The 18563-nt window shown below is 67.5% G+C and carries 18 protein-coding genes; 6 read left to right on the top strand and 12 right to left on the bottom strand.

Annotated elements, in window-relative coordinates; all coding sequences use genetic code 11:
• Positions 1-273: 273 nt before the first annotated feature.
• From ACFVAV_RS23565 to ACFVAV_RS23585, 5 genes are all read right to left on the bottom strand, one after another.
• The gene (locus ACFVAV_RS23565; protein WP_379037296.1) at positions 274-1734 is read right to left on the bottom strand and encodes a catalase; all 1461 of its coding nucleotides are present in this window, start codon (positions 1732-1734) and stop codon (positions 274-276) included.
• Complete coding sequence (locus ACFVAV_RS23570) at positions 1731-2117, bottom strand: Fur family transcriptional regulator (protein ID WP_379037298.1); 387 nt, start codon at positions 2115-2117, stop codon at positions 1731-1733. Before ACFVAV_RS23570 ends, ACFVAV_RS23565 begins: the two co-directional genes overlap by 4 nt.
• A gap of 326 nt (positions 2118-2443) precedes the next feature.
• Positions 2444-2719, bottom strand: coding sequence for a hypothetical protein (locus ACFVAV_RS23575; RefSeq protein WP_379037299.1), 276 nt, complete (start codon positions 2717-2719; stop codon positions 2444-2446).
• Positions 2665-2853, bottom strand: coding sequence for a hypothetical protein (locus ACFVAV_RS23580; RefSeq protein WP_379037300.1), 189 nt, complete (start codon positions 2851-2853; stop codon positions 2665-2667). Before ACFVAV_RS23580 ends, ACFVAV_RS23575 begins: the two co-directional genes overlap by 55 nt.
• Position 2854: 1 nt before the next feature.
• A complete protein-coding gene (locus ACFVAV_RS23585; protein WP_379037301.1) occupies positions 2855-5443 on the bottom strand; it encodes a hypothetical protein in 2589 nt (862 codons plus the stop codon).
• A 210-nt stretch (positions 5444-5653) separates the two neighbouring features.
• On the opposite strand from ACFVAV_RS23585, the gene ACFVAV_RS23590 reads away from it, so the two are divergent.
• Complete coding sequence (locus tag ACFVAV_RS23590) at positions 5654-6892, top strand: APC family permease (RefSeq protein ID WP_379037302.1); 1239 nt, start codon at positions 5654-5656, stop codon at positions 6890-6892.
• A 108-nt stretch (positions 6893-7000) separates the two neighbouring features.
• A complete protein-coding gene (locus tag ACFVAV_RS23595; protein WP_379037303.1) occupies positions 7001-8320 on the top strand; it encodes a serine hydrolase domain-containing protein in 1320 nt (439 codons plus the stop codon).
• Here ACFVAV_RS23595 and ACFVAV_RS23600 read toward each other — a convergent pair.
• Entirely contained in the window at positions 8317-8754 is a 438-nt protein-coding gene (locus ACFVAV_RS23600) for a nuclear transport factor 2 family protein (protein WP_379037304.1), read from the bottom strand. The genes ACFVAV_RS23595 and ACFVAV_RS23600 overlap by 4 nt on opposite strands.
• A 90-nt stretch (positions 8755-8844) precedes the next feature.
• Here ACFVAV_RS23600 and ACFVAV_RS23605 point away from each other — a divergent pair, with 90 nt between their 5' ends.
• Positions 8845-9402: a TetR/AcrR family transcriptional regulator gene (locus ACFVAV_RS23605; RefSeq protein ID WP_379037305.1), complete on the top strand. Its 558-nt coding sequence runs from the start codon at positions 8845-8847 to the stop codon at positions 9400-9402.
• A gap of 57 nt (positions 9403-9459) precedes the next feature.
• Here the strand turns inward: ACFVAV_RS23605 and ACFVAV_RS23610 are convergent, their stop codons facing one another.
• The 3 genes from ACFVAV_RS23610 to ACFVAV_RS23620 all read right to left on the bottom strand — a co-directional run bounded on the left by ACFVAV_RS23610 (position 9460) and on the right by ACFVAV_RS23620 (position 12473).
• Complete coding sequence (locus ACFVAV_RS23610) at positions 9460-10494, bottom strand: aspartate-semialdehyde dehydrogenase (RefSeq protein WP_379037306.1); 1035 nt, start codon at positions 10492-10494, stop codon at positions 9460-9462.
• Between the two features lie 3 nt (positions 10495-10497).
• Positions 10498-11763 (bottom strand): aspartate kinase, encoded by a 1266-nt coding sequence (locus ACFVAV_RS23615; protein WP_379037308.1) that lies wholly within the window; start codon positions 11761-11763, stop codon positions 10498-10500.
• A gap of 137 nt (positions 11764-11900) precedes the next feature.
• Positions 11901-12473: a dihydrofolate reductase family protein gene (locus ACFVAV_RS23620; RefSeq protein ID WP_379037310.1), complete on the bottom strand. Its 573-nt coding sequence runs from the start codon at positions 12471-12473 to the stop codon at positions 11901-11903.
• A 71-nt stretch (positions 12474-12544) separates the two neighbouring features.
• Here ACFVAV_RS23620 and ACFVAV_RS23625 point away from each other — a divergent pair, with 71 nt between their 5' ends.
• The 3 genes from ACFVAV_RS23625 (at position 12545) to ACFVAV_RS23635 (ending at position 14944) form a co-directional block, all read left to right on the top strand.
• Entirely contained in the window at positions 12545-13117 is a 573-nt protein-coding gene (locus tag ACFVAV_RS23625) for a TetR/AcrR family transcriptional regulator (RefSeq protein WP_379037312.1), read from the top strand.
• A 98-nt stretch (positions 13118-13215) separates the two neighbouring features.
• Positions 13216-13674 (top strand): SRPBCC family protein, encoded by a 459-nt coding sequence (locus ACFVAV_RS23630; protein ID WP_379037313.1) that lies wholly within the window; start codon positions 13216-13218, stop codon positions 13672-13674.
• Positions 13675-13741: 67 nt separating this feature from the next.
• Complete coding sequence (locus ACFVAV_RS23635; RefSeq protein ID WP_379037314.1) at positions 13742-14944, top strand: low temperature requirement protein A; 1203 nt, start codon at positions 13742-13744, stop codon at positions 14942-14944.
• On the opposite strand, the gene ACFVAV_RS23640 is transcribed toward ACFVAV_RS23635, so the two are convergent.
• The 3 genes from ACFVAV_RS23640 to ACFVAV_RS23650 all read right to left on the bottom strand — a co-directional run bounded on the left by ACFVAV_RS23640 (position 14931) and on the right by ACFVAV_RS23650 (position 18373).
• On the bottom strand, positions 14931-15764 hold the full coding sequence (locus ACFVAV_RS23640) for an ion transporter (RefSeq protein WP_379037315.1): 834 nt from the start codon (positions 15762-15764) through the stop codon (positions 14931-14933). The two genes, ACFVAV_RS23635 and ACFVAV_RS23640, sit on opposite strands and share 14 nt — an antisense overlap.
• 95 nt (positions 15765-15859) lie before the next feature.
• A complete protein-coding gene (locus ACFVAV_RS23645) occupies positions 15860-17476 on the bottom strand; it encodes a GMC oxidoreductase (protein WP_379037316.1) in 1617 nt (538 codons plus the stop codon).
• A 126-nt stretch (positions 17477-17602) separates the two neighbouring features.
• Positions 17603-18373: a sulfite exporter TauE/SafE family protein gene (locus ACFVAV_RS23650; protein ID WP_379037317.1), complete on the bottom strand. Its 771-nt coding sequence runs from the start codon at positions 18371-18373 to the stop codon at positions 17603-17605.
• Positions 18374-18563: the final 190 nt, after the last annotated feature.

Raw genomic sequence — 18563 nt, forward strand, 5'->3', positions numbered from 1 at the left:
CGATGTCCGTCTCGAGAGGTTCTTAAGAACAACTTGTCAGCACCGGCCGTTTCTTCGGCGATGATGGAAGTACCGACAAGATGGAGAACGACGATGGAGACCTTGATCGTCTGGTTGCTGGCAAGCCTGTTGTACTGGTTCAGCAACTTCTGACCGATACGACATCGACGGCGCGGACGCCGAACGGCCTCCGCGCCAATCTATTTCCTGTAGACACGACACGAGGCAGGTATGCCTTGCGGCGTACCTGCCTCGGTGTCTACTACTCGCGGATCAGCCTTCCCGGCCGGCCCGAACCCCTTCCTCGACCCGCTTGCCGAGCTCGTTGTCGACATTGCGCCAGTACTCGAATACCCGGCTCAGCACCGGCTCGCTGACGCCGGCGAGCACGTGGCCGACGATATTGTCGACCAGGCGCGCGCGGGCGGCGTCGTCGAGTACCTCACGCACCAGCGTGCCCGCCTGGGTGAAGTCGCCGTCCTCGGCGTGCTGGATGTAGCCGGCCCGCACCATCGACGGATCGAACTCCCACAGGCCGCCGTCGCCCGCCTTCGCTGGATCGGCGTGCGGACCACCGAAGGAATTCGGCGCGTAGACCGGCACGTCCGCGGGGTTGTACTGGTACCGCATGGCGCCCTCCTTCGAGTAGGAGTTCACCTCGGCGGCCCTGGCCTGGTTCGGCGGCAGCTGCGCGTAGTTGGTGCCGATCCGGTAGCGGTGCGCGTCGGCGTAGGCGAAGACCCGGCCGAGCAGCATCTTGTCCGGCGAGAAGCCGATGCCGGGGACGATATTGGACGGCTCGAACGCGGCCTGCTCGATGTCGACGAAGAAGTTGCCCGGATTGCGGTTCAGCGTCCACGTGCCGACCTCGATCAGCGGATAGTCCCGCTGCGACCACACTTTGGTCAGATCGAACGGGTTGAAGCGGTAGGCCTCGGCCTCGGCGACCGGCATGATCTGGACATTCAGCGTCCAGCTCGGGAAGTCGCCGCGCTCGATCGCGTCCCACAGGTCCTTGCGGTGGTAGTCGGGGTCCGAACCCGCGAGGGTGTCGGCCTCGGCCTGGGTCAGGAACTCGATGCCCTGGTCGGTCTTGAAGTGGTACTTCACCCAGAACCGCTCGCCCTCGGCGTTGATCCACTGGTAGGTGTGCGAGCCGAAACCGTCCATGTGCCGGTAGGTCTTGGGCAGACCGCGGTCGCCCATCAGCCAGGTCACCTGGTGCGCCGACTCCGGGCGCAGCGTCCAGAAATCCCACTGCATGTTGTGGTCGCGCAGGCCGCTGCCGGGCAGTCGCTTCTGCGAGCGGATGAAGTCGGGGAACTTCATCGCGTCCTTGATGAAGAAGACCGGGGTGTTGTTGCCGACGAGGTCGTAGTTGCCGTCCTCGGTGTAGAACTTCACCGCGAAACCGCGCGGGTCACGCCAGGTGTCGGGACTGCCCTGCTCACCGGCCACGGTCGAGAACCGGACCAGCGATTCGGTGCGCGCGCCCGGCTGGAACAGCGTGGCCTTGGTGTAGCGGCTGACATCGCCGGTCACCACCAGTTCGCCGTAGGCGCCCGAGCCCTTCGCGTGCACGATCCGCTCCGGCACCCGCTCCCGGTTGAACTGGGCCAGCTTCTCGATCAGGTAGTGGTCGTGTAGCAGCACCGGTCCCTGGGTTCCGGCGGACAGCGATTCGTCGTCGCTCTCGACGGCACTACCGGTGTTCGTGGTGGTCGGCTTGGTCATTTCGCCTCCTGGTTACGACAGTCGGGGCACAACCCCCAGAAGACGACCTCGGCCTCGTCGATCGCGAAGCCATGATCGTCCGCGGGCTGCAGACAGGGCGCGGCGCCGACGACACATTCGGTGTCGACCACCGCCCCACAACTTCGGCACACCAGGTGATGGTGATTATCCCCGGTCCGCGTCTCGAACCGGGCAGGTGAGCCGGCCGGTTCGATCCGGCGCAGGATTCCCACCCGCACGCAGGCGTTGAGTACGTCGTACACCGCCTGCGTAGACACCGTGCCGAGCGTTGCCCTGGCCACGGCGGCGATCGCCTCCGCATCCGAATGCGGCTGCGCGGCAACAGCATTCAATACCGCGATCCGGGGCGCGGTGACCCGCATACCCGCATCGCGCAACAGTCGGCAAGCGTCGATCTCCTCGGTGTGCACGACACCCACTCTCCTCCTTTTCTGGAATTAGTCAAGAAATGGAGGCAATCAAGTCAACGTTGCGCGGATCACATCGGGCAGGCGGAATAGCTCGCCGGGCGACTCGGTTGAACACCACTGTCGGCGTCCGAACAGCCCCGGGCCTCACCCCTTTGTCGCTACGAGCGACCACTCGCCGAGAGGCGCTTGTGGGGCGTCGACACCCTGACGGGCCGTCCCCGAGACGGCCCTTCGACTCGAACGCCGCCAGGTCTCCCTCATCGACCTGGCGGCGTTTGTCATGTCCGGAGCGTGGGAGAGCGTTCGGGCAGGCTTTCTACGACACCGATCATTTCTCGGTACTTGTCGGCGGCAGGCGATCCGGGGAACCGAACGTTGTGACGGTAGTACCGGTGGAAGGCGATAATCAGGGCCGACAGCTCGACCATGTCGCGGAGAACGCCTGTACGTTCTGTCGGCGTCAACTGGAGGATCTTCGAGTAGCCGTCGACAATCGCGTTCATCCGGTCCGGGCGCAGCCGGCCGTCGACCACTCCGAGGCCGAGGACTGCCATGCCGAGGTCGAGCAGCGGGTCCTCGAATTGGCGGCGCCACCGGGTACCGGCTCGAGTGGCATCGGGTCGCTGATGCCGTAGCGAGCGCAGATCGCGTCCAGGTCGAGGTCGTTCGCCGTCGTGTAGTCAGCCACGTCAGTTCCTCCCAGTAGCGGCGAGCTCAGCCCGCCGATCCGTGACCAACCCACTCCACCGCTGCTTCGCCGTCTCCGCCCCCTCGATCCAGTCAGCTTGCAGGGGCGACGGTGAAGACCTGCCAGTGAACATATAGGCGATCTCGACGAGGTAGGCGAACTCGGCCCCGCGGACGCAGTCACGCAGCCGCAGCCGCATCTGGTCGCTCAGCTGTGCCGAGTCGAGAACGGCCGCATGGAAACACGCCGCCAGTCGCGCGTAGCCGGCCAGCGAAGTCAGGCCGGTCGCCGCGGCGGAGGCCGCGACATGATCGGCGCGGTGCGGCAGCTCGGTGTCGTGGCCTGCATCGACGACCAGCTGGGCGACCTGCAACAACATCTCGGCCCAGCCGACCCTGGCGCCTTCGATCAGCTCGTGGGCCAGCGCCACCTGCACTGTCGCGCGGGCGCGATCCTGGAACGCGGCGGCGAAGGCCAGATACGACTGACACAGCGCGGCCTCACCGGACAATCCTGCCGCCGACGATTGGTCCCTGGCGACGGCCAGCGAGGTGCAAGCCAGTGCGATATTTCCTTGGGACCACCAGAGTTCCCCGAGCGTTCGCTGTTGCTTGCCGGATGCACCGAGCTGCTCGGCGATCTCGAGCGCGTTGCGGAACCTTCCCAGCCTGCGCAGGAGGTGATGGAGACCCCGCTTGGCATCGGGCGCGAGGCGGCCGCCTCGTTGTGCTATCAGGCGCATGCCCTCCATGGACGCATCGAAGTTTCCCAGGTCCCGCTCGCACATGGCTATGTAGTACTCGGGAATCTCGCGCATTCGTTCGGGGAGGTCGCCGGCCACCAGCACAGCCCGCAGCTCCTCGACGATCCGCTGCCGATGGTCGTTGTTGCGGCGCGCGATCACCGAGAGCGTCATGCCGAGCGCGTGTGCTGCCGCGGCGTCGGACGACATCGAATCCTCGGGGTCGTCGATGTCGATGGATTCCACGGCCGAATCCCTGGCAAAGGCGACGGCGGCATCCTCGAGCCAGCCGAGCTGCAGCGCAAAGTCGCGCGCTAGGCGCAAGCCCGCGCGCAGACAAGCCACGAGCACCCGGCGATCGCCGTCGGCGCGATACCACTGGGCGCCGAAAGCGTCGAACGCACGCTGGGCTGCGCGGCGCCAATCGGCGTCACTCCACGGATCACGGGAGTCGACGTCGAAATCGGCATTGCGGATCGCCGAACGCACCAGTTTGTGCAACCGATAGGGCCACAGGGCTGCGTCGTCGAACTCCACGAACGGACGCTCGACCAGGCACACCGCCGCACCGTCACGGGGCAGACCGGCTGCCGCTGTCGCCAGTTCGATGGAGAAGGACTCGAGTAGGCTGACCGCCCGGACAACGGATTGCTCGTCCGGGGTGAGATCACGGAAGGTCGCCGTCACCAGAGCGGCGAAGTCCCGGTCGAATGCCTGGACCGGCGGTATCCCACCCTCGCTCTGCCGCAATTCCATGAACAGCGAGGCGGCCATGTCCAGGTAGAGCGGCAGGCCTTCCGATCGCGCCGCGATCAGGCGCCGGTGCTCGCGCGGGATCATCGGCCTGCCGTCGCTGATCAACCGCTGCGCGAGGAACGATTCGCGGTCGTGCGGAGACAAGTAGCCGACCAGGTGCTGGCGAGGCTCACCGACGTCGGAGCGCAGCAACGGCCAGCGAACGGCTCCCGTCCGCCAGAGCTTCTCGCGCAACCGGCCGTCGTCCCACTGCAGCCGATTCCGGCCGGTCACGACGAACAGCACGTTCGGCATGAGCCAGATCAGCCGGTTGATCAACCGCTCGTTCTTCCGATTTCCCCGCTCGGCGATGTCTTCGAAGGTGTCGAGCAGTACGACGGGCAGCAGTGCCTGCTTGGGTGGCAGCTGTGCGATGTCCCAGGCCAGCAGGTGCGGGTAGTAGCTCAGCGCATCGAGATCGGGCTCGGCTTCCAGCAGCGTCGGCAGCCGCCGACAGCGCAGGGCGCGCGCGTGGTCGTTGCGGTCGCGCAGCGCCTTGACCAGCGCGACCACGCTCTGGCCGACCAGACCCCCGACCAGGCCGGGCAGCCCGAAGTTGTCCGCAACCTCGCCGAGGATCTCGTCAACCTGCTCCGGCAGCCGCGACGAGACCCGGCCCAGACCGGCCCGCGCGCGGAGATAGTCGTCGAGCGACTCGCCGGGATGGTTCGCCTCCCAGTACCGGCTCAACGCGAGGTCGAACGCGGGCGCGCGGTGGCCGCGTGACGAGATCGCCTGCCGAATGGCGAGAACGACGGATTCCAATTCGAAGGCCGTGCTCTTGGCGAGATCCAGGTAGACCGGCACCGTCTCCGGTAGAGCGGGCTCCGGCATCGCCCAGTGCGACATCGCCACGTCGTCGCCACCGAGACGGCGCGCGATCTGCTGCGAGAGCGTGGTCTTCCCGATGCCACCGACCCCGTAGAACACCAGGACATTGCGCCGCGGGCTCTCCAGATCCTGGACGTCGAACGCCGGCCCCGACACGGCTTCCCAGACGTTGCGAACGCTCTCCACCACCGCAGCCCACTCGGTGTCGCGGTCGGAGAACACCTCGTGAGCCTGAAAATCCGACGCGTTTCCCTGAAAAGCGTCGTCGAGATTCGACGGTGGCATACTGATCCCCCTGACCAGACGGTCGACGTGAAATGCCTTCTGCCAGTATCGCATCCCGGCAATGCCCGCGTGCCCCCTGTTCCGGTTAACCGTGTCCTACGCACGGCAAGACTCGCGCGCCACCTCCCGACACCCGAGGATGGGGGTATGGCAGCGGAAGCGCGGTTGCGGCGTGGGCTCGGGTTGCGGGACTCGGTGGTGATCGGGCTCGGGGCGATGGTGGGGGCCGGGGTGTTCGCGGCGCTGGGGCCTGCGGCGGGGGTGGCGGGGTCGTGGCTGCTGGTGGCGCTGGGGGTGGCGGCGGTGCTCGCCTACTGCAATGCGATGTCCTCGGCGCGGTTGGCCGCGCTGTATCCGGTCTCGGGTGGGACGTATGTGTACGGGCGGGAGCGGCTGGGGGCGTTCTGGGGCTATCTGGCGGGGTGGGGGTTCGTCGTCGGGAAGACGGCGTCGTGTGCGGCGATGGCATTGACGGTGGGAAGTTACGCGTGGCCGGAGCAGGCGCATGCGGTGGCGGTGGGGGCGGTGGTCGTGGTGACCGGGATCAACTATGTGGGGGTACAGAAGTCGGCACTGGCGACGCGGGTGATCGTGGGGCTGGTGCTCGCGGTGCTGGCCGCCGTCGTCGTCGCGGGAATCGGCGGGAATCATTCGGCGGCAACGGTTCTCGGTGCGGAGATCGGACCGTACGGGGTGTTGCAGGCGGCAGGTCTGCTGTTCTTCGCGTTCGCCGGGTACGCGCGGATCGCCACGCTCGGTGAGGAGGTGCGCGATCCCGAGCGCACGATTCCGCGGGCGATCATGCTCGCACTGGCGGGGGCGCTGGCGGTGTACACGCTGGTCGCGGTGGCCGCGCTGCTCACGCTGGGATCCGGCGGACTCGCGGCGGCACATGATCCGCTGGCGCGCGTTGTCGAGGCCGCGGGCGCGGGATGGCTCGCGCCGGTGGTGCGGGCGGGCGCGGTGCTCGCCGCCGCCGGCTCGCTGATGGCGCTGATCCTCGGTGTGTCGCGGACGACGCTGGCCATGGCGCGCGACGGGCATCTGCCGCGCGCGCTCGCCGCGGTGCATCCCCGGTTCGCGGTGCCGCATCGCGCCGAGCTCGCGGTGGGCATCGTCGTCGCGGTGCTGGCGGCGACGGTGGACCTGCGCGCGGCCATCGGGTTCTCCTCGTTCGCGGTACTCGGCTACTATCTGATCGCCAACCTGTCGGCGGCCACCCTCACCGCAGCCGAACGCAGGCCGCCGCGCTGGGTTCCCGTGCTCGGGGCGCTCGGATGCGTTGTCGTCGGGTTCTCGCTGCCCATCGGCTCGGTACTGGCCGGACTCGGTGTGCTGACTTTCGGCGCGGCAGTGTATGCGGTTCGGGGCTTTACGGGTAGATGAACATACCCGTGAATAGGGGATCGGGCGGCCCCGCTTTACGGGTTACGGAACTCGGCTCGGGCTAGTCTCGGCCACATGGGGCTGATCAGGGGATTTTTCGCGGGAACGATGGTAGCCACCTTGGGTTCGGCGAGCCTGTTCGCCGGGCCTGCGACCGCGGCCCCTGGCACGTCGACGACCTGTGCGGTGACCTCGGAACGTGAGCTCGAACGCGCCCGCCCCGAACAGGTCGGCCTCGACCCGGCGAAAGTCGAAGCGGCACTGCAGTTCGCGGCAAGCCGCAACCGGTTGAATGTGCAGGTGTTCCGGCACAACTGCCTCGTCGGGGAAGGGCTACGCAACGACGAGACCGGCAATGTCGCGTGGAACATCTGGAGCGTCACCAAGTCGGTGGTGTCGATCCTCGCCGGAATCGCCTCCGACCAGGGCAAACTCGCGATCGATGCGCCGATCGACCACTACCTGCCCGCGGGCCTCGGCGACGCGGCGCACCGCTCGATCACGGTGGAGAACCTGCTCACCGAGACCTCCGGGATGAAGACCGGGGTACTCACCGAGGGCGTCACCGCGGTGATCCCGATCGACCCGAACAGTGCCGTGCAGGCGCTGGCCGTCGAGCTGACCAACCCGCCCGGCACCACATTCAGCTACAGCCAGCGCAATGTCGACCTGCTGTCGTATGTGATCGAACTGGCTGTCGGCGAACCGCTGCAGCAGTTCGCGCAGCGCGAGCTGTTCGACCCGCTCGGCATCGAACGCACCGACTACTACTGGGCGCGTGACCGTTCCGGCCACACCTACGGCTACGCGCATCTGCTGCTGCCGCCCGACAATCTCGCCAAGATCGGCCTGCTCGTCGCCAACGAGGGCCGCTGGGGCGATTCCCGGCTGCTCTCGGCCGGGTACCTGCGCAAAGCGCGCACACCGTCACCGCAGAACAGCTGCTACGGCTACCTGTTCTGGGTGGGCGCCGGCTGCGTGGAGTCACCCGACTTCATGCCCGACGACACCTACTTCATGTCGGGTCTCGGCCTGCAGAACGTCTTCTTCATGCCGAGCCTGGACTTGATGGTGATGTGGACCGGCCCCTTCGGCAACGAGACCAGATACGGGCCCGCCGGGGTGATCGCGCATACCGAGGAACTGCCGCACGAGTTCTTCCGCCGGTTGTTCGCCGCGTTCACCGATACACAGGCGCCCGTCGCGCAGCCGTATGTGGAGCCACCGGTCAGGTTCGATCCGAGCACCCTCGTCGACCGCGACATCCTGCTGGCGGTGTTCGGGATCGGCCCGGGCGCCTACCCCGGCTGCACCGTCTTCAGCTGCCTGAACCTGCCGCTGGCGCCCCCGTTCGCCAGCATTCCGCCAGGATGCGCGATCCTGGTCTGCCTCGGCGACGATCCGCGCACCCCGGGGATCCGTCGTTAGCCGCCGGTGACGGACGCCTCGTCGGCGCGGCCGGTGCCGGGGTGCCGGAATCGGGCCGAGTCCAGGTAGTCCCGGTACAGCACCACCTCCCCCGCGCGCACCCGGATCACGTTGATCGCGGAGCGGACCCGGACACGTTCCTCGCCCGGGCGGGTCACCTCCACCTCGGTTTCCACCACGACGACCTCGGGGTCGTCGGTGCCGTAGATCTGCGGATGTACGGCGTGCACCTGGACCGCCGGGGTGGCCGCCCAGCCCTGCCGGAGAGCGTCGCGGATCGCCGTGCGGCCGACGATGCGGCCGGGGACGCCGGGCGGCGCGAACGGCATCTCGAAGACGGCGTCGTCGGCGAAGTCGGCGGTGAAGGCCGCCGCGTCACGGGCGGGGAGAACGGCCATCAACCGCTCGACGAGGTGTACCGGGCTTTCGGTCATCGGAGCATCCTTCATAACCGGAACGATGGACCCGCTTATCATCCGGAACCAGCGCCCCGGTTGTCAACGGTCCTCGCTAGACTCGCCACCGTGCCCGACGAACCACGCCCGCTGCGCGCCGACGCCCGCCGTAATCGCGAGCTGGTACTGACCGCGGCGCAGGAAGCCTTTGCTGCCGAAGGACTTTCGGTGCCGATCGACGAGATCGCGCGCCGCGCCGGAGTCGGCGCGGGCACTGTGTATCGGCACTTCCCCACCAAGGAAGCGCTCTTCACGGCCGCGATCATCGACCGGGTCGAACGCGCCGCGGCCTATGCGCGCGAACTGGCCGAGGCCGCTGACGCCGGGGCGGCGTTCTTCGAATTCCTGGCCTTCCTCGGCCGGGAGAACGGCGTGAAGCGCGATCTCGCCGACGCGGTCGGCTCGGATCAGCTGGCCGCCCTCGGCGCGTCGGCCGACCTGACCGGCGCCATCGGCACGCTGCTGCGGCGCGCCCAGCGGGACGGCGCGATCAGATCCGATATCGACGTCGACGATCTGATGCTCATCCTGAAGGCCGGTTTCGGCGCCACCCGCGAGGCCGACGAACGGCAGCGCAACCTCACCTTCGCGGTCATCCTGGACGGACTGCGCCGGGTCGGGTCCTGAGACGAAAAACGGGCCGGCCCACCGGTTGTGGTGGACCAGCCCGTTCTACAGGACTGCTCAGCGGTTGTTCAGGAGAACTTCCGCGATCTGAATGGTGTTGAGCGCGGCGCCCTTACGCAGGTTGTCGCCGGAGATGAACAGCGCGAGGCCGCGGCCGCTCGGGACGCCCGGATCCTGGCGGATGCGGCCGACCAGGGATTCGTCCTGGCCCGCGGCGGCCAGCGGGGTCGGCACGTCGACCAGGCGCACGCCCGGCGCCTTGGCCAGCAGTTCCTTGGCCTGCAGCACCGAAAGCGGTTCGGCGAACTCGGCATTGATCGACAGCGAGTGGCCGGTGAAGACCGGGACACGCACGCAGGTGCCGCTGACCAGCAGGTCGGGCAGGCCGAGGATCTTGCGGCTCTCGTTGCGCAGCTTCTGGTCTTCGTCGGTCTCGCCGGAGCCGTCGTCGACGAGCGAACCCGCGAGCGGGATCACGTCGAACGCGATCGGCGCGACGTACTTGTTCGGCGCGGGGAACTCGACGGCGCTGCCGTCGTGCACCAGCTTCTCCGCGTCGGCGGCCACCGCGCGGATCTGCGAGGCGAGCTCCTCCACACCGGCCAGGCCGGAGCCCGACACCGCCTGGTAGCTCGACACGATCAGGCGCTGCAGGCCCGCCACGTCGTGCAGCGGCTTGAGCACCGGCATCGCGGCCATGGTGGTGCAGTTCGGGTTCGCGATGATGCCCTTGGGCAGGTTGCGGGTGGCCTCGGGGTTGACCTCCGAGACGACCAGCGGCACATCGGGATCCTTGCGCCACGCCGAGGAATTGTCGATCACGGTGACACCGGCGGCCGCGAAACGCGGGGCCTGCACGCGCGACATGGTGGCGCCCGCCGAGAACAGCGCGATGTCGAGGCCCGACGGATCGGCGGTCTCGGTGTCCTCGACGACGATCTCGCCGCCGCGCCACGGCAGCGTCTTACCGGCCGAGCGCGCGGACGCGAAGAACCGCACCTCGTCGGCCGGGAAGTTGCGCTCTTCGAGCAGCTTGCGCATGACGGCGCCGACCTGACCGGTCGCGCCGACGACTCCTACCCGTACACCCATCGCTTAACGCCCCGTTCCGCCGTGGACGACGGCGGCCTCTTCGCCGCCGAGATCGAAGGCCTTGTGCAGGACCTGCACTGCCTCGTCGAGTTCGGTGTCGCGCACCAGTACCGAGATCCGGATCTCCGAGGTGGAGATCAGATCGATGTTCACGCCCGCGTGGGCCAGCGCCTCACAGAAGGTGGCGGTGACGCCCGGGTGCGACTTCATGCCCGCACCGACCAGGGACACCTTGCCGATGTGGTCGTCGTACAGGACCTGCGCGAAGCCGATCTCGTCCTGCCGCTTGGTCAGCATCTCGACCGCGCGCGCGCCGTCGGTCTTGGGCAGGGTGAAGGTGATGTCGGTCTTGCCCGTGTCGACCTTGGAGATGTTCTGCAGCACCATGTCGATGTTGATCTCGGCGTCGGCGACCGCACGGAACACCTTGGCCGCGTAGCCCGGCTCGTCCGGCAGGGCGACGACGGTCACCTTGGCCTCGCTGCGGTCGTGCGCGACGCCGGTCAGGATTGCCTGCTCCACGGGAATGTCCTCCATCGATCCGAAAACAGTGGTGCCGATCTTGTCGGTGTAGGACGACCGAACATGAACGGGAACGTTGTAGCGGCGCGCGTACTCCACGCAGCGCAGCATCAGCACCTTCGAGCCGCAGGCCGCCATCTCCAGCATCTCCTCATAGGAGATGTTGTCGAGCTTCTGCGCGTCACCGACGATGCGCGGGTCGGCGCTGAAGATGCCGTCGACGTCGGTGTAGATCTCGCAGACATCGGCTTTCAGCGCGGCCGCCAGCGCGACGGCGGTGGTGTCGGAACCACCGCGGCCCAGCGTGGTGACGTCCTTGCTGTCCTGGCTGACGCCCTGGAAGCCGGCGACGAGCACGATCTGCCCCTCGGCCAGCGCCTCCTGCAGGCGGCCCGGGGTGACATCGATGATCTTGGCGTTGCCGTGCGCGCCGGTGGTGATCACGCCGGCCTGCGAACCGGTGAACGAACGCGCCTCGGCGCCGAGCGAATGAATCGCCATGGCCACCAGCGCGTTCGAGATGCGCTCACCCGAGGTGAGCAGCATGTCCATCTCGCGAGCAGGCGGCGCCGGGGCCACCTGCTCCGCGAGATCGAGCAACTCGTCGGTCGTGTCGCCCATGGCCGAGCAGACCACGACGACGTCGTGGCCCTGCTTCTTGGTCTCCACGATCCGTTCAGCGACGCGCCGGATCCGCTCGGCGGTGGCCACCGAGGATCCTCCGTACTTCTGAACAACGAGAGCCACGGCTAGGTCCTTCACGATCGACAATCAGGCTTGGTATCAGCGCCCTAGACTACCGGCCCAGGTCCACCGGTTTTGCCGCTACCTCCCCAGCCTGTGGAAAACGACACAGGCTTGTCACCTGTGGATAGCCGCGGAAATCAGGACCGGACGAACCAGGTGACCTGCGTGCCGTTGTCGAATTCCTTGCGCTGCACCGGCGTGAAGGATGTCGGTTTGAAGACGCCGGTGAACGCCTGTACCCCGTCGCCCGCGATGACCGGGTAACTCTTGATGACGATCTCGTCGATCTCGTCGATGAGCTGACCGGCCAGCTTCCCGCCGCCACACAGCCAGATGTCGCCGCCTTCCTGTTTCTTGAGTTCGCGGACCAGCTCCGCGGGATCACCGGAGACGATCTCGACGCCGGGGTGATCGGCCTGCGCGAGCGAGGACGAGACGACGTACTGCTTCAGGTGTGAGAACGGGCTCTCGACGTGCTCGCCCGGCAGGATGTAGGTGCCGCGCCCCATCAGCACCGTGTCCCAGTTCTTGGCGGGCAGCTCGGGGTCCATGCCGAAGTGCGCCCGGAGATGGGTCGGAATGGCATCGGGGAACTCGGCCATCATCCATTCCACGTAGTTCTGCGGCGTCGGATAGAAGTCGACCTCCCCGCCGGGACCTGCGATGTAGCCGTCGAGCGAGACACCGATGTAGTAGACAAGCTTTCGCATGGGTACCGCCTAAGTTGTTGTACTCTGAATGAAGTGGTTTGAACGTAGTACTACAGACGGAGTGGTGTCAAGTGCGAACTAATCCCGAACGACGGCAGGCGCTGCTCGACGCGGCGATCGAGGTGCTGGCAGGCGAGGGCGCCCGCGGCCTCACCTTCCGCGCGGTGGACAAACAGGCAGCGGTGCCCGTCGGCACCGCGTCCAACTACTTCACCAGTCGCGACGAGCTGCTCACCCAGGCAGGCACGCGCTTCTACGAGGTGGTTCAGCCGACCGAGGAGACGATGGCGCTGGTCAGCGAGGGCCCGAAGACGGTCGAGAACATCAAGGGGCTGATGAAGGAGGTCGTCAGCCGGCTCGAATCGCACCGCACCGCCTACCTCGCGCTGCTCGAACTACGGCTGGAAGCCACCCGGCGTCCCGAGCTACGCGAGGTACTCACCGAGCGGGTCCGCGCCGATATCGACTTCAACGTCCGCAACCACCTGGCGTCCGGCCAGCCGGGCGACGAGGCGTCGGTACTCCTGCTGTATCTGGCACTGAACTGGCTCATCGTGGAACATCTCACTCTGCCCGGAATCTTCACCGAGCAACAGAGCATGGAACTGATCGAAACCGCCGTCGAGCGGGCAATACGCGGCTGACCCGGTCATTTGTCCAGACCATAGACGTGTTGACGATCACTGGTACAACTGTGCACAATCGGGCGCGAAGACTGCGGGGGTTCGGAGGATAGATAAAGATGCGCTCGAAGACCCACATCCGGTTCACCGTCGATGCTCCCTTCGGTCAGGTCATGGACGCCCTGCTCGCTGTCGATCGGCTAGCGGAGTGGTCGCCGTCCTACAGCGACGTCCGCATCGGCCCGCTCGACGCCGACGGCAGGCCGCACCGGGTGTTCGTCACAGCCCATTTCATGGGCGACTCCGATTCGCAGGTCCTCGAATACTCCTGGGACTACAACCGGGTGTCCTGGGATGTCGTCGACAGCAGCCGCGGTTCCAAGGGCGGTGGCTCGTTCGAGCTGTCCGAGGGCCCCGAGGGGACCGAGGTCGACCTCTATGTCGAAGTGCGGTACCCGCTGCCGGTCCCCGGCGTGCTGTTCAACCGCACGCTGCGCAAAGAGAACAACGAGGTCGTCGCGAACTTCATCGACTTCGCCGAGCGGTATCCCGAGGTCGAGGGCTACCGCGTGAGCTGAGTTGCGCCGACGGCGAACGCACCGTCGGTCCCGCGCGGACAACGGGTCCGGGTGCGACGATGAGCGCATGATCGGTACTCGACGGGCTCGGTTCCAGCAGGTGTCCGAAGGCGCCTCGGTGACCCAGCTCGAATTGTTCTTCGACCTCGTGATCGTCTTCGCGTTCACGATGGTCACCGCGTTGGCCGCCGACAATCCCACTCCGGCCAACGTGGTCCGCGCGGCACTGGTCCTCGCGCTGATGTGGTGGCTGTGGATCGCCTACTCCTGGCTGGGCAATGTCGTGCGCGCCGACGAGGGCATCGCCCGGGTGGCGATGTTCGTCGCGATGGGCGGCGCGTTCATCGCGGCACTGACCATTCCCGAGGCGTTCGAGGACCTGAGCGGCGGGTGGTTCGGCCCGCTGGTCTTCGCCATCGCCTACCTCGTGGTCCGGTTGGTGCACGTCTCGATCTTCTGGGTGATCAGCGCCGAGGACTCCCAGCTGCGCGGGCAGGTGCTGCGCTGGGCGATCGGCTCGATCACTCTCGGCACCACGCTGCTCGTCGTCGCCGCCATGACCGACGGCCTCACGCAGATCGTGCTGTGGCTCGCCGCGATCGCCGGCGACATGGTCTGGACCTGGTTCGCCGGCACCGACTGGCGGATCAACTCGGCCTCGCATTTCGCCGAGCGCTACGGCCTGATCGTCATCATCGCGCTCGGTGAGTCCATCGTCTCGATCGGCATCGGGGTGGCCGGGCTGCCGATCTCGTGGCCGATCGCGCTGGGCTCGATGCTCGGGCTCGCGGTGTCGGGCCTGCTGTGGTGGCTGTACTTCGACGTGGCGGCGATCTCGATCGAGCACGCCTTCGCCCATGCCAGGGGCGCGCACCAGATCAAGATCGCGCAGCGCAGCTACACCTACGGGCATTTCCCGATGATCGCCGGCGTCATCGCGCTCTCGCTCGGGTTGAAGAAGGTGCTGTACTACGTGGGCGACGCCTCGACCCACACGCTGACCGACGCGCTGCACGGTATCCCGCTCGCCGCGCTCTTCGTCGGGCCCGCGCTGTTCCTGCTCGGCGTGGTCGCGGCGAAATACTATGCGACCAAATCGGTGTCGATCGCCCGGGTGGTCACCGCGGTGGTACTCGTCGCGCTGATCCCGGTGGCGACGAATCTGCCCGCACTGGCCTCACTCACCGTGCTCTGCGCGGTACTCGCCCTGCTGGTGATCTTCGAGACCGTGCGCTACGCCCAGCCGCGCGACGAGATCAGGCACGCTTGATCTGATCGAGGTGGTGGCGCACGCCGTTCTCGGCGGGCGTCGCCCCCCGCTCGGACGGTGGCACCCGAACGCCGGCGCGGACCGCGTCGTTGATCTGGTCCAGGTTCTCCCGCAGCATGTCGGCGACGAGCTCGTCGGTGCGCGGGTCGTCGAGCAGCTGGCGCAGCATCCGGTACACGGTGTCGGCGACCAGCCGGATGATGTCGTCGTGGAACGGGAGGTAGCGCAGCTTGCCGGTCTGCGGATCGTTCTTGATCAGGTCGACGATCATCTGGTCGACCTCGGCGTGGTTCTCTTCCAGCGCCGCGGCGATGTTCTTGGTGTAGTGGCCCGCGCGCAGGACCTTGGAGACCTCGTCGAGGATCGCGATGGTCATCGGGCGCTTGATGACGTCGACGATGGTGCCGACGAACCGGTTCACGATCGTCGCGGTGACCCGCTCACCCAGCGCCCGGTCGGCGACCCGGCCGAGCCGGATCAGGATCACCACGATCCGCAGCAACCGGAAGCTGCGGAAGATCGGGCTGGTCACCGGGATCATGCCGAGCACTTCGTACCAGTAGACGAACGGGAACGACCACGGCCAGCCCGCACGCCGCCAGCGCCACAGGAACTCGATCAGGAAGATCCCGCAGATCGTCCAGTCGGTGATCACGATCGCGCGATAGGTCGTGTCCGAGACCGGGAAGAAGGTGATCCAGACGACCAGCGCCACCGAGATGATCGCCAGGACCAGCATCAGCAGATCGGTGCGCAGCGACGGAGTCTTGGAGCGCACGTCCGGCAGTGCCTCGACCCGCTCGATGCCCGATGAGGCCACCTGTGTGCTCCCTTCGAACGCCATCGTCCCTGCCGAGGGTAACGGCCGGACCGGCGCGCGCCGGTCAGATCGCGCGCCGCGCTACCGGCGAGTGTTCAGCGACCGGCGGCGACGATGGCGGCGATATTGCGTTCGGCCAGTGCGGTGATGGTCAGCGACGGGTTGACCGTCGCGGTGCTGCCCGGGATCGCCGCGCCGTCCATCACGTAGAGGCCGGGGTGCCCGTGCACGCGGCCGAAGGCATCGGTGGCCTTGCCGAGCACGGCGCCGCCGAGCGGGTGCGCGGTGAAGTGGGCATTCGCGTCGTAGCCGAGCGCGCCGTATTCGGCGATGGCCCCCGCACGTTCGGCGATCCGGCGGTCGACCGCGCGGGCCGCGCCGACGACGGCGTCCTGGGCGCCCGCCGACCAGCTCAGCCCGACCCCGCCCGACGCGGCGTGGTAGCCGAAGCGGGTCCTGGTCGAATCGAGCACCATGCCCAGCGAGGCCAGCGCGCCGGTCTCGAACGGGATACCGGGGATGTACCAGTTCTCCAGGGTCAGCGGGGCGCCGGACGTGTCGTAGATCCGGCTGGCGCTCGGCACGCCCTGGCCATGACCTGCCAAGCCGCTCGCGCCGCGGGCCAGCACCACGTCACCGTTGGTGCCCCAGCCGTCACCGATGTGCTCGTTGAGGTTGGGCAGCGCGCCGGTCGCCTGGGCACGGACCAGCAGCTCGGAGGTGCCGATGGAACCGGCGCCGAGGAACAGCTGGTCGCAGGTCAGCGTGCGGGTACCGAGGACCTGACCGGACGGGGCCAGTTTTGTCACGGTGACCACGAACCTGCCGCCGGCCTCCTGGGCGATGCTGTCGACCCGGTGGCCCGGATACACCTGGGACTTGCCGGTCTCCCTGGCGTAGCGCAGGTAATTCTGGTTCAGGTCGAACTTGGCGCCGTTGGAGTTGCCCAGGTTGGAGCGGGCGGCGGTGGCCGAGACGCGGGAGGTGCCCGCCAGCTCGCTGCGCAGCACATCCCAGGTGAAGATCGACTCGTTGGGCACCGGCTGGTAGCCGGCCGCGCGCACCTGGTCGTCCCAGGCGCGCGAGTGCGCGAACGGCGCGGAGTTGTAGATGTCGGCGGGCATCCGGTCGAGGCGCAGCATCTCGCGCACCCGCGGGTAGTAGACGTGCTCGAGCTCGCCGTAGTCGACGACGCCGCCGAAGACATGGTCGAACAGCCTGCGGTCGGGCGCCACCATCGCGCCCGAGAAGATCACCGAGCCGCCGCCGACCGCGGCCGCGCGCCACACATCGATCCCCGGGTACTCGGTGACGTCGAGAACGCCGCCGAACGCGCCGAAACTCATCGGCACCTTGGTGACGCCGGTGAAGCTCGTGCGGTGCCAGAAGCCGCGGCCGTCCGGCAGGTCGTCGCCGGTGAAGATCTCGCGCCACGGGTCGTTGGGCCAGCGTGAACCGCGCTCGAGCACGGTGTTGACGATTCCGGCCTCGGCCAGCCGCAGCGCGGTGACGGCCGCGCCGAAACCGGAGCCGATGACGATGGCCTGCGTATGCGCCGGTGCGTCCGGGATCGGTGCGAAGATCTCCGGCACCCAGGCCCGGAACATCGCTTCCCTCGGATCGGCCGTGGCCACCGGGCTCGTCAGCGTTGTCCCCACGGCACCGGCAATCGACGCCAGTCCCGCCGCCTTGAAAAAGGCACGTCTGTGCACCAGGCCACCTCCCTCATCACGCATGGCCGAGCGCAGGATACCGCGAGTGAAACACCAATGGTGTTTGAGCGAGCGGCCTTTGGTGGTCGTCACAACGGCCGCGGCCGCCGCATGAGTTTTCTTTGCTCAGCCCGACGTCACCAGGCGGACCACGGCGATGGTGCCGACGATGACGATCACCGCGCGCAGCACGTTCGGCGACAGCTTGCGGCCGACCTTCGCGCCCAGCTGGCCGCCGATGATCGAGCCGACCGCGATCAGCGCGGCGGCCTGCCAGTTCACCTCGGCGATGACGATGAAGATGGCCGCCGACACCGCGTTGACGATCAGCGCCAGCACGTTCTTCACCGCGTTGAGCCGCTGGATGTCCTCGTGCACGAACACACCGAGCAGCCCGAGCAGCAGCACGCCCTGCGCCGCGCCGAAGTACCCGCCGTAGATCCCGGTGCCGAACACCGCGACCAGCAGGATCGGCCCGCCGTGCGCGGGCGCCGCGGTCTCCCCGTCTTCTCTGCGCGCCTTCACCCAGGCCGCCAGACGCGGCTGGACCACCACCAGGATCAGCGCGGCGATGATCAGGACCGGGACGATCGCCGTGAAGGCCTCGGCGGGCATGGTGAGCAGCAGGATCGCGCCGGTGATGCCGCCGAGCAGCGAGGCGGTGCCCAGCTGGAGCAGTCGCGACCGCTGTCCTTCCAGTTCACGCCGGTAGCCGATGACGCCGCTGATCGAGCCGGGGACGAGACCGATCGTGTTGGAGACGTTCGCCGTGACCGGCGGCACGCCGAACGCCAGCAGCGCGGGGAAGGTGATCAGGGTGCCGGAGCCGACGATCGTATTGATGCCACCCGCGGCGATACCCGCCGCGAAAATGGCCACTTGCTGCAACCAGGTCATCCGAGTTCCTTAGTGCCGTCTCGTCGGACGCGATGGTCCGTACAAGCGTGCGAATCGCTGCAAACGGTACCGGCTGCAAGCTACCGCCCGGTTTCTTCCCCAGGCCGCGTACCAGCGAAGTAAGGCACACGGTAAGCTAGCTGGATCATGCAGCGGGCACTTCTTCTCGGCCGCCGCGACGGGTTCTGAT

This window comes from Nocardia sp. NPDC057663 (genome assembly GCF_042799895.1).
Classification (GTDB): domain Bacteria; phylum Actinomycetota; class Actinomycetes; order Mycobacteriales; family Mycobacteriaceae; genus Nocardia.